The organism is Xanthomonas populi (assembly GCF_002940065.1).
GTDB classification, from domain to species: Bacteria; Pseudomonadota; Gammaproteobacteria; order Xanthomonadales; family Xanthomonadaceae; genus Xanthomonas; species Xanthomonas populi.
Genome location: NZ_MDEJ01000130.1, coordinates 1 through 10,819, shown reverse-complemented (window position 1 = coordinate 10,819; position 10,819 = coordinate 1). Strand labels below are relative to the sequence as shown.

Annotated in this window: 10 protein-coding genes, 1 other RNA gene and 2 pseudogenes; 9 read left to right on the top strand and 4 right to left on the bottom strand. The window is 63.3% G+C overall.

Going from position 1 to position 10,819, the window contains the following annotated elements; genetic code table 11:
- Positions 1–273 precede the first annotated feature (273 nt).
- The 4 genes from XpopCFBP1817_RS16940 to XpopCFBP1817_RS23255 all read left to right on the top strand — a co-directional run bounded on the left by XpopCFBP1817_RS16940 (position 274) and on the right by XpopCFBP1817_RS23255 (position 4,223).
- Complete coding sequence (locus XpopCFBP1817_RS16940; RefSeq protein ID WP_128418005.1) at positions 274–1,830, top strand: alginate export family protein; 1,557 nt, start codon at positions 274–276, stop codon at positions 1,828–1,830.
- A 361-nt stretch (positions 1,831–2,191) separates the two neighbouring features.
- Entirely contained in the window at positions 2,192–2,866 is a 675-nt protein-coding gene (locus XpopCFBP1817_RS16935; protein WP_128418004.1) for a DUF502 domain-containing protein, read from the top strand.
- A 5-nt stretch (positions 2,867–2,871) separates the two neighbouring features.
- Positions 2,872–3,648 (top strand): queuosine precursor transporter, encoded by a 777-nt coding sequence (locus XpopCFBP1817_RS16930; RefSeq protein ID WP_128418003.1) that lies wholly within the window; start codon positions 2,872–2,874, stop codon positions 3,646–3,648.
- A gap of 401 nt (positions 3,649–4,049) precedes the next feature.
- Positions 4,050–4,223, top strand: coding sequence for a hypothetical protein (locus XpopCFBP1817_RS23255; protein WP_244171218.1), 174 nt, complete (start codon positions 4,050–4,052; stop codon positions 4,221–4,223).
- A 415-nt stretch (positions 4,224–4,638) separates the two neighbouring features.
- Here XpopCFBP1817_RS23255 and XpopCFBP1817_RS16920 read toward each other — a convergent pair whose 3' ends face one another.
- Positions 4,639–4,896: an AraC family ligand binding domain-containing protein gene (locus XpopCFBP1817_RS16920; RefSeq protein ID WP_158251317.1), complete on the bottom strand. Its 258-nt coding sequence runs from the start codon at positions 4,894–4,896 to the stop codon at positions 4,639–4,641.
- Positions 4,897–5,123: 227 nt separating this feature from the next.
- On the opposite strand from XpopCFBP1817_RS16920, the gene XpopCFBP1817_RS16915 reads away from it, so the two are divergent.
- Positions 5,124–7,064: a DUF885 domain-containing protein gene (locus XpopCFBP1817_RS16915; RefSeq protein WP_128418001.1), complete on the top strand. Its 1,941-nt coding sequence runs from the start codon at positions 5,124–5,126 to the stop codon at positions 7,062–7,064.
- A 6-nt stretch (positions 7,065–7,070) separates the two neighbouring features.
- On the opposite strand, the gene mmuM is transcribed toward XpopCFBP1817_RS16915, so the two are convergent.
- Both mmuM and mmuP read right to left on the bottom strand, forming a co-directional pair.
- Entirely contained in the window at positions 7,071–8,033 is a 963-nt protein-coding gene (mmuM, locus tag XpopCFBP1817_RS16910) for a homocysteine S-methyltransferase (protein ID WP_128418000.1), read from the bottom strand.
- The gene (mmuP, locus tag XpopCFBP1817_RS16905) at positions 8,030–9,427 is read right to left on the bottom strand and encodes an S-methylmethionine permease (RefSeq protein ID WP_128417999.1); all 1,398 of its coding nucleotides are present in this window, start codon (positions 9,425–9,427) and stop codon (positions 8,030–8,032) included. Before mmuP ends, mmuM begins: the two co-directional genes overlap by 4 nt.
- A 163-nt stretch (positions 9,428–9,590) precedes the next feature.
- Here mmuP and XpopCFBP1817_RS21660 point away from each other — a divergent pair, with 163 nt between their 5' ends.
- Together XpopCFBP1817_RS21660 and XpopCFBP1817_RS16900 are read left to right on the top strand one after the other, a co-directional pair.
- Complete coding sequence (locus tag XpopCFBP1817_RS21660; RefSeq protein WP_158251316.1) at positions 9,591–9,740, top strand: hypothetical protein; 150 nt, start codon at positions 9,591–9,593, stop codon at positions 9,738–9,740.
- A pseudogene (locus tag XpopCFBP1817_RS16900) lies at positions 9,737–9,934 on the top strand (VOC family protein); the annotation flags it as partial. The gene XpopCFBP1817_RS21660 and the pseudogene XpopCFBP1817_RS16900, both read left to right, overlap by 4 nt.
- A gap of 2 nt (positions 9,935–9,936) precedes the next feature.
- Here XpopCFBP1817_RS16900 and XpopCFBP1817_RS16895 read toward each other — a convergent pair.
- Positions 9,937–10,013: non-coding RNA, sX9 sRNA (locus tag XpopCFBP1817_RS16895), on the bottom strand.
- Positions 10,014–10,079: 66 nt separating this feature from the next.
- Here XpopCFBP1817_RS16895 and XpopCFBP1817_RS16890 point away from each other — a divergent pair.
- Positions 10,080–10,271: pseudogene (locus tag XpopCFBP1817_RS16890) on the top strand (VOC family protein); the annotation flags it as partial.
- A 321-nt stretch (positions 10,272–10,592) separates the two neighbouring features.
- A partial coding sequence (locus tag XpopCFBP1817_RS16885; RefSeq protein ID WP_146090191.1) for a helix-turn-helix domain-containing protein occupies positions 10,593–10,819 on the top strand: 227 nt, incomplete at its 3' end.

Sequence of the window (10,819 nt, the reverse complement as noted above, 5' to 3'; positions counted from 1 at the left end):
TCGCGGCTGACGTCACTGGGATAGCGTGCTCTCATCTCCATATGATCGGATAATTCGGGAAGACTTTGAACGGGCTCTTAAACGAACTGAAGAGGAACCGGGTGCCAATCGACAAGCCAACTTTTTGCAAATACCCAATCCCGAATAGCAAATCCCGGCTCATGTGCTTAGAACCATTGGGTTACTCCCTTTGCGGAATCGCTCCACTACAGTCATGGTCCACTGAGCCGATACAGCTGGCTCAGGCGACTCACTTTTAGATAGGGCAACACGATGCAACTTGCGCGTTTGGCACGGTCGGCCATAGCCGAGACTTCCTTAGGTACCACTCGGTGCCTGTGCTTTGCGCTCGGGTTATCGCTGCCTGGTTTGAGTCTGGCGCAGGCGCAGACGGCGCCGGTCAACGCCGGACAGACCAAGCCGGAGCCGGCCAAGGCGCCAGCACCCGCGGCAGCGCCTGCTGCCGCGAAGGGCTATCCGCTCGAAGCACAGGGTTGGGGAGCCAAACAAGGCGGCAACATGTGGCAGGCGCGCTGGGCCGAAGATTGGTCGTATCTGAAGGATCCGTCCAAGCGCAAGAGCCCGTTCGATCCGCTCAAGTACATTCCGTTCAATGAGTCCGGCGATGTGTATGTCTCGCTCAGCAACGAGTTGCGTGTGCGCAGCAACACCGTCACCAATCCTGGCCTGATTCCAGGCAGCCATTCGCAACAGCAGTATCTGTTTCGCGCGTTCTTCGGTGCCGACTTCCATGTTGGCGAGCACTTCCGTCTGTATACCGAGCTGGCGCACGGTAGCCTGGATGGGCGCAACGAAGGCGCCAAGGCCGGCACCCAGGAAAACAATGCAATCCTGCAACAGGTGTTTTTCGACGTAAAGGGACGTGTGTCCAACGCCGACCTCGGTCTGCGCGTCGGTCGCCAGGTGTTTGTCGATGGTCCGACCACGCTGATGGCGTTGCGCGACAACACCGATATCTTTGTGACCTTCAACGGTGTGCGCGCCTGGGCGATCGGCGAAAAAACCCGCGTGAACGTGTTCGATTTCAACTTCAACCTTGATGGCACCGAAGGTCTGGGCGACGACCGCATCGACCGCTCGCGGCATTTCCGCGGCGTGGTCGGCGGCTACCGTTTGCCGACCGCCAAGCCGATGTATCTGGAGCCGTTCTTCTACCAGTTCCGCAACGACAATCAGCTGTGGGGCCGGCAGACCGCCGAAGAAAACCGCAACTATTACGGCCTGCGCCTGTGGGGCAATGTGGGCAAGCTGCGCACCGATTCGTTCGTGACCGTGCAACGCGGCAGCTTCGGCGGACGCGATCTGCGCGCCTACATGGCGAGCACCTCCAATGCCTGGGCGCTAAGCGACAGCGGCTGGAAGCCGCGCGTGGGGTTTCATAGCGAAATCGCCTCCGGTGGCGGCGGCACCTCCGGCACCGGTACCTTGCGCAACAACAACTTCCTCTACGGCAACACGATCTACTTCAGCTGGGCGACGTTCTTCGGCCCGGTCAATCTGGTCACTGCCGCACCGACGTTGATCTTTTCGCCCACCTCCAAGCTCATCGTGAATCTGGAATGGGAAACCTTGTGGCGCCAGACCACCAGCGATGCGATCTACAACAACCAGGCGCGCGCCTATGCGCGCACGCAGAGCACCGGTGAGCGCCGCATCGGCACCATGCCGCGCATCAACGCGACCTGGACCATCGACCCGAACTGGTCGGTGACCTTCCGCGCCGAACACCTGATGGCAGGGCCTGCGCTGACCAAAGCCGGTTACGGCGATTCGACCTTCGTGATGGGGTGGTTGAACTTCCGGTTCTAAGCAAACGGTATGAGCGGCGCGTTGTTCTGAACTGATCTGCGCGCTGCGTTGATTACTCTTCCGCGTACAGGCAAGGACGCGGAATGCCGATGACATTGGTGACAGCGTCGGCCACCTAGGTTGTCGCAGATGGCGGCGCGGCTCCTCGATACCAGGAGCTGTCCTGGAGCGACCACCAGCGCCTCGCGCGGTGGTCAGATAGTGTGGCCGGCGCGCTCAGAGTCGCAATGGGCGGTGAGTGCATGCCGGCTTCGAACAGACTCGCAAGTGGCATAGCGCCAATGCGCACTTGCCTTCTCCCCTGCGAACAAGGCACGCCGCTGGCCTGCACCGGACGCGGCGCAGTGCCTACAATGCGCGGATGTCCGAATCCCCCACTCCGCACGCCCGCCCTTCCCTGCAACGCGTCTTTTTGACCGGTTTGCTCACCCTGCTGCCGGTCTGGTTGACCTGGGTGGTGGTGAAGTTCGTGTTCTCGCTATTGTCGGGCATCAGCAGCCCATGGGTGGTGCCGTTGTCCGAACGCATCGCCGCCTCGTTCCCCGACTATCTGGGCTGGATCAAGGCGCTATGGGTGCAGAACACCATCGCGCTGATCGCCACTGTAGGCGTGATCCTGTTCGTCGGTATTTTGAGTCGGCGGGTGATCGGCCAGCGCCTGCTGCGCTGGTTCGAGGCGGTCATGCGGCGCATTCCACTGGCCAGCGTGGTTTACGACAGCGCGCGCAAGTTGCTCGACATCCTGCAGACACAGCCCGGTAGCACGCAGCGCGTGGTGCTGATCGACTTCCCGCATCGCGACATGAAGTCGGTGGGCTTGGTCACGCGCGTGATCAAGGAACAAGGCACCGGCCGCGAGCTGGCGGCGGTGTATGTGCCGACCACGCCCAACCCGACCTCCGGCTATCTGGAGATCGTGCCGGTGGAGCTGCTCACACCGACCGACTGGACCGTGGATCAGGCGATGAGCTTCATCATCTCCGGCGGCGCAGTGGCGCCGGAATCGGTTCCCTTTACCCGTACTGCGGATCGCTAAAGCAAATGACACACGTGCGCACCCTAGACGATCGTGCGGTCCGCCTGTTCATCGCGCTGGCGGCGTTCTTCTGCGTCAATGCGGCGCTGGCCGAGTTCATCGGCGTCAAGATCTTCGCGCTGGAAGACACGCTCGGCATCGCACCGTTGAACTGGAATCTGTTCGGCCAGACCGGCTCGCTCAGTTTCACTGCCGGCACCTTGCTGTGGCCGGTGGTGTTCATCATGACCGACACCATCAACGAGTTCTTCGGCAGCCGCGGGGTGCGTTTCATCTCCTGGGTGGCGGTGGCGCTGATTGGCTATGGCTTCGTATTCGCGTTCGCCGCCATCGCACTGGCGCCGGCAGGGTGGTGGGTCACTGCTGCGCAGAGCCAGGGCGTGCCCGACTACCAGGCTGCGTTTGCGGCGGTGTTCGGCCAGGGCCTGTGGACGATCGGTGGGTCGCTGGTGGCGTTCTTGTTCGGCCAGTTGATCGATGTGTCGGTGTTCCATCGCATCCGCCGCGCCACCGGCGAAAAGCACGTGTGGCTGCGTGCCACCGGCTCCACGGCGGTGTCGCAGTTAGTGGACAGCTTTGTGGTGATCTACATCGCCTTTGTGCTTGGCCCGCAGCATTGGTCCATCGACCAGTTCCTGGCGGTAAGCACGCTCAACTACGTCTACAAGATGGGCTTTGCGATCGCACTGATCCCGCTGCTGTATCTGGCGCGCCGCGCCATCAGCACGTATCTGGGCGCCGCCCGCGCCGAGCAGTTGCGTAAGGAAGCGGCTGCTAACTAAGAGCAGCTGGCAAGACGCCTGCGGTCACCGCCAAGTGCGCGCAGTTATAGTGCTCGGAGCGGCGTGTAGCACTCGCCCCCTGCGGTGATGAGCACGGTTCCCGTGCTTATCACGACTGCTCGATCCGTTGCCGCTCACGCGGAGACGGCAACCGCCGTCCATCGAAATTTTGTTCAATCCGGCAGCGCTGTCGCTGGCCATGTTGTTGCGCCCCGCTATGGACTCCGCGCAATGGACCATCTTGTTGCAATGGTGAGCTTTGCTTTGGTGTGCTCAATGTCGCCAGGATCGGTCAACCTAGTGGCACTGAGCACTGGCGCCAGCGCCGGTGCGCGTGCCGGGCAGACGCACGTGATCGAGGGGCCACGGCCGGCTTCGCCGCACTGCTGCTGTTGGTGGGCATGGCGCTGCAGCAGGTGCTGGTGCGCTGGCCGTTGCTTGGTCGCGGATTGCATCTGGCCGGCGTGGCGTTTTTGCTCTACATGGCATGGCGCCTGCTGCGCGTCGATGGCGTCATCAATGCGGCCAGGCCGCGCCCGACCGCCTCGTTCTGGAACGGTGCGGCGATGCAATGACTCGACCCCAAAGCCCCATGGCTGGCGGCGACCTCCGGCGTGGCCTTGTATGCGACAGCAGGCACCACGCAACTTGCGGGCTTCGCGGCGGTGTCTGCGCTGATCTGCTATCCCTCGCTGGGGTGCTGGTTGCTGGCCGGCACAGCGTTGCGCAGGCATGTGCAGCTGCCGAAACAGCTTCGGCCACCTGCCGCATCGGCACGGTATCGACCGCAACCGCACGGCGCATCGGCTCCACGTGCAGATGCAGGCGCGCCACGAACGCGATCAACGCACTCTCGCGTGCCAGCGCATCGGCGTTGCCATCGATCAGCAGCGCATGCATGCGGTCGAAGGCGGCGTAGGCTGCCGGCGTCTGGCACAACGGCGCTGCCAGCATGTGCACATCTGCATTGCCGGCCAGACCGAGTGCGCGTTATTGTTCGCGCAGCCACGCCACGTCCGGGTAGAGCATGCGCAACGACCAGTCCTGCTGCTGATCCGGGTTGCAGGCATGCACATCGCCGGGGTTGATCAGGGTCAGCGACCGCGCGCTCACCTGCGCCCGCACGCGTCCATTGCGGTAACGCGCAAGCCTGCGATCCACAGCATCGACCGACCATTGCTCGTGCGTATGCGCGGCGTAACACAGGCGACGGCTGTTGACCACGTGGCGCAGTTCGACGAAAGGCAACGCCGGATCGCGCCAGACCCCCTGCCCACCCTGCGCGGGCCGCTGCGTCCTGCATGTCGATTCATTCCTTAGGCATGCGCGCAAGACTATCGCACTGCACCATGCATGAGCGCCGCCAGCGTGGCGCGCGCGCTTCATGAATTCCAGGCGCGCCCCATGTGCTGGATGGGTGGCCTGAACGGTGTGGATCGGGCAAGCTCCCCGCTCGCTTGTTTCCGGAGCCGCTAATGCCCCTCAGCTTTTCCCGCCTGCTGTCCCTGGCCATGGCCGTCATCATGAGCCTGTGGCTGGCAGCTCCCGCCGATGCGGCCAAGAAGAAAACCGGCAAGGCGCAGACCTCGCAAACGCGCGCGAAGGCGAGCAAAGGCAAGAAGACCGCCAAGCCGGCGGCAAAGACCACCAAGGCCGCCAAAGGTGGCAAAGCCGCCGAAGCCAGGCCGCGTGTGGTCGCCGCGCCGGTGGTGCTGAGCAAGGCCCAACAGCTCAACCTGCTCTACGACCAGTACTGGGATGCCTCGCTCAAGCTCAACCCGCTGCAGGCTACCTTTCAGGGCGATGGGCACTACAACGACGAGCTGCCCAACTTCCTGTCGCCGGCGTTTCGCCAGCAGTCGCACGACTTCACCGTGCTGTGGCTGGGCAAGGCCGAGGCGCTGGGGCCGGACGGTTTGAGCGGGCAGGACCTGCTCAGCTACGCGATCTTCGTGCGCGATGCACGTAGCGCGCTGGCGGCCGAGCAGTTCCCCAGCTGGATGCTGCCGATCAACCAGTTCTACAACATCGCCAGCATCGCAGTGGTGCTGGGCTCGGGCACCGGCGCGCAGCCGTTCAAGACAGTCAAGGACTACGACAACTGGTCGCGGCGTGCGGTCGGCATCCCCGCGCTGTTCGACCAGGCCATCGTCAACATGCGTGCCGGCATGCAGGCCGGCGTAGTGCAGCCGAAGGTGCTGATGCAGAAGGTGCTGCCGCAGCTGGACGCGATCATTGCGCGCAATGCCGAAGACAGCCTGTTCTGGGACCCGGTGCGCAACCTGCCCGCGGACATGCCCGAGGCAGACAAACAACGCTTCACCGCCGAGTACAAGCGGCTGATCGAAGTGCGCATCATGCCGGCCTACCGTGCGCTGCGCAGCTTTATCGCCACCGAATACCTGCCGGCCTGCCGCGATACCGACGGTCTGGCAGCGCTGCCCAATGGCGCGGCCTGGTACGCCTACGACGTGCGTCAGAGCACCACCTCGGACCTGACCCCGGCGCAGGTGCATCAGATCGGTTTGGATGAAGTCGCGCGTCTGCAAGGCGAGATCCAGGCGCTGGCCAAGCAGGTCAAGTTTCGCGGCAACCTGCCCAAGTTCTACAAGTTCATGCAGACCGACAAGCGCTTCACATTCCGCAGCGACACCGAATTGCTGGGCTACTACCGTGGCCTGCAAGGCCGCGTACAGAGTGCGGTGCCGCGCCTGTTCAATCTGCAGGGCATGCCGGCACTGGAAGTGCGCGTGCTTGAAGCCCAGCGCGCGCAAGCGGTCGCCAGCGGCTCTTACACGCGCCCAAACGGCGACGGCACCACGCCGGGCATCTTCTACGTCAACACCTCCGACCTGCCCTCGCGCAAGACCTGGGAGACCGAGAGCCTGTATCTGCACGAGGCGATTCCCGGCCACCACTTCCAGCTCGGGCTACAGCAGCAGCTGACCGATCTGCCCAAGTTCCGCCGTCTGGGTGGCGAGACCGCCTATATCGAAGGTTGGGGCCTGTATGCGGAGTCATTGGGGCGCGAGTTGGGGCTGTATCAGGACCCGTACAACACCTACGGCTATCTGCAGAATGCGCTGTGGCGCTCGATCCGTTTGGTGACCGATACGGGCCTGCACAGCAAGGGCTGGAGCCGCACGCAAGCGATCGATTACATGCTCGACAACTCGGGCATGAGCCGCACCGATGCCGAAACCGAGGTGGACCGCTATATGGCCATCCCCGGCCAGGCGCTGGCCTACAAAGTAGGCGAGATGAAGATCGCGCAGCTGCGCGAGCAGGCGCAACGCGAACTGGGGCCGCGCTTCGACGTGCGCGCCTTCCACACAGAAGTGCTCAAGGACGGCTCGGTGCCGCTGGAGATCCTGCAAGACAAAATCCAACGCTGGATCGCCACGCAAAAGGGCTGACGCAGTTCAGCCCGCCACGCGCGCAGCCGCCAACGCGGCGATATCGCGCGGCGTGGTGCGGCAGCAGCCGCCGATCAGCCGCGCACCGGCCACCAGCCATTGCGCGTGCTGGTCGGCCAACGTGCATGCGGTGGTGTTGCCTGCGTGCCAACGCTTGTCGCTGGCATCGTAGTGCTCGCCCGAATTGGGATACACCACCAGCGGCAGCGACGTCAGTGCCGATAGCGTCTGCAACGCGGCGGCGACGTGTTCCAGGGCAATGCAGTTGATGCCCACTGCAATCACTTGCTTGCAAGCATCCAGCGCCGGGATGACCTGTGCCAATGGTGTGCCATCGCTCAGATGTGCGGCATCGCGCAAGGTGAAGGAAAACCATGCATGCAGCTGTGGAAATTCTTCCAACAGCAAACGCAGCGCGACGATCTCGTTAGCCGACGGCAACGTTTCGCACGCCAGTACATCCACACCGGCCGCTGCCAACGCGGCAATGCGTGGGCGATGGAACTCCATCAGCTGCGCCAACGGCAAGTCGTAGTCGCCGCGATATTCCGAGCCATCGGCCAGATACGCACCATATGGCCCGACCGACCCGGCCACCCATAAGGGCGCGTCCTGTGGCTGCGCCTGTAGGTGATCGGCACGCGCCTGCGTGGCCAAGGCCACGCTGCGTGCGATCAGCGCTTGCGATTGCGCCAGATCCAGCCCGCGCGCGGCAAAGCCCAACGGTGTGGCCTGGTAGCTGGCGGTGATGGCGCACTGCGCGCCGGCGGCGAAATAGTCGCGATGCACCTGATAGATCAACTCCGGCTGCTCCATCAGAACGCGTGCCGACCACAGCGCGTCGTTGAGATCGCAGCCGCGTTGTTCCAGTTCGGTGGCGAGCGCGCCGTCGAGTAGCACATAGCCGCCGTGCTGCAATGCCTGGCTGAAAGGCGTGTCGGCGCGCGGATTGCGAGCAAGAATCGTCATGCGTGCTGTCTCCTGGCGGCAAGCCATCGAGTGAGTGCGTAGGCGCCGTAGCACAGCGCCACAAACGGGATGCCGCACCATAGCGCGATGCGTTGCTGCGGATCGAATGCCAGCCCGATGCAGGCCAGCAGGCAGAGCGAGAACCCCAGGATCGGCGTCCACGGATACCACGGCGCGCGATACGCCAGGCTCTCAGGCGCGATGCCATCGCGCAGCAACTGGCGCCGAAAAAAGTAATGCGAGGCGCAGATGCTCAGCCACACCACCACCACCGCAAAGCCGGACACCGCCGAGATCGCCACGAAGACGGTATCGGCCGCGTAAACACCGGTGAGCAGCGCCAACAGGCCGCCTAGCATGCTAAATGCCAACGCCGGCAACGGGATGCCGCGGCGGGTCAAGCGTGCAAGCCGCGCCGGCAGCGTGCCTTCGTTGGCCAGCGACCACAGCATGCGCGCGGCCGCGTACAGCCCGGAATTGGCCGCCGACAGGATTGCGGTCAGGATCACCGCATTCAACACATCGGCCGCATACGGAATGCCCAGCAATTCGAAGGCGCGTACGAACGGGCTGGTCTCCACTGCGGCCTGCTCGGCCGGCAGCAGCGCGGCCAACACCAGCACCGTGCCGACAAACAGCACCACCAGCCGGACCAGCGTGGTGCGGATCGCCAAAGGAATCGCACGCGCCGGCAGGGCGGTTTCGCCTGCGGCAACGCCGATCAACTCGGTACCGGAAAATGCGAAGTTCACCGCCACAATCGTCATCAGAATCGGCAACGTGCCTTGTGCAAACCAGCCATCGGCGCGCAGGTGGCGCAGCCCGGGGGCCGGCGAACCATCTGCCAACGGCAACACGCCGACCACCGCAGCACCACCGAGCACGATGAACACCAGGATGGTGATCACCTTGATCAACGAAAACCAGAATTCGCCTTCGGCAAACCAGCGCGCCGACACCGTGTTCAAGCCGAAGATCAGCGCGCAGAACAACAGACACCACGGCCAGGCCGGTGTGTGCGGGAACCAGTACTGCATGCAGAACGCGGCAGCGGTCAGGCTCGATCCCAACGCCACCGTCCAGGTCAGCCAATACAACCACGCCACCACGTAGCCGGTGGCCGGGCCTAGATAACGCGCCGCATACACATGAAAGGCGCCGGTCTGCGGCATCGCCACCGCCAGCTCGCCCAGGCATTGCATCACCAGATACACCACCAACGCGCCGATCAGATACGCGATCACCGTGCCCAACGCACCCGTACTGGCGATGATGTAGCCGGTGTTGAAGAACAGGCCGGTACCGATGACCCCGCCCAGCGACAACATCACCAGATGGCGCACCTGCATGCTGCGCTGGAATTGCGGTGCGGCGGTGGAAGACGGCTCGGGCATGGGCGTGTCTGATTGGGGGCACCGCATCCTGCCATGCGCAGGCAGACGATCACAGCCATACAGCGGAAAGCTGTGACGTTGCACAAGCGCTTCAACAGCGCGCGGGTATCCTTTTGCGCTGCTCACTTGGAAGGTCGCCTTGCCACACGCTCTGCAAACAAGCATGCATGCGAAGACCTACGTGTCGACCAAATCGGTGTTGCCTGCACGTGCATCACGCGACATCACTGCCGCTGTGCGCAACGCTTCGTTGTTCGCCGACAGCCGCGGCGCGTGGCATCCGATGTCGCAGCGCTTGCGAGGCGCGGCATGATGCTCGCCGGCATCCACCACGTGGCGATCATCGCCAGCGACTACGCGGTCTCCAAACAGTTCTATTGCAACATCCTGGGCCTGCGGGTGCTCAATGAGCATTAACGGCAGGCGCGCGATTCGTGGAAACTGGATCTGGCGCTGCCGGACGGCGGGCAGATTGAACTGTTTTCCTTTCCCAACGCACCGCTTAGAGCGGCTAACAAAACGTAGCGAGCAGTCGTCAGGTGGGTGCGGACGGCGCGCTCAGAACCGGAGTGTACGAGTGCTACATGCCGATTCCGAGCATCGGCCGCGCCCGCCTGGCGGCTGCGCAGTAGTTTTGTTAGCCGCTCTAAGCCCCAGCCGCCCAGAAGCGCGCGGGCTGCGTCATCTTGCCTTTCGGGTCGAAGATCTGGACGCGGCCCTCGCGCATCTCAACGCGCACGGCGTGGCCACCGAAGACATCCGCATCGACGACTACACCGGTCGGAGATTCACCTTCTTTGCCGACCCGGATGAGTTGCCGCTGGAGCTGTACGAGGTCGGCTAGGCCGGAACTGTTCGGCAGTCGCTGCCTATTCGGAGAAAGACCGATGTATGTTAGAGCGATCTGCGCGTCATGTAAGAGCTATGCCGATTCACACCTCAAGCTCGACAGAGATTAGCCGCTAGCGGTTGCCGGCGTATTTTCGCCGCAGCGGAGTCGCGGGCATGGATGCGGCATCGCCCAATCAGGAGCCATGCCGGAATCGCGTACATGTGTAATCAATTCTTTCTACGGGCGAGTTCAACGTTGAATCGCAACACCAACGGTTGTGAAGCGGTCCAGGCGACCTGGCCTGAGCCACTTCATCGCCAAGTGGAGTTGCCCATGTCATCCAGTCGCCTGGACCTGTCGGAACGATGCCGTCTCCATGCGTTGCACGAAACCGGGCTGTCGCTGCGTGCGCTCGCCGATGCCTTGCAACGTGCACCGAGCACGATCAGCCGCGAACTGCGTCGCAACCGGCATAGCAATCATAGCAATCGGTATGCGACTGATCAGGCGCAACGCGCGAGTCAACAGCGGCGCACGCAAGCAAGCGCTCGCGCATCGGT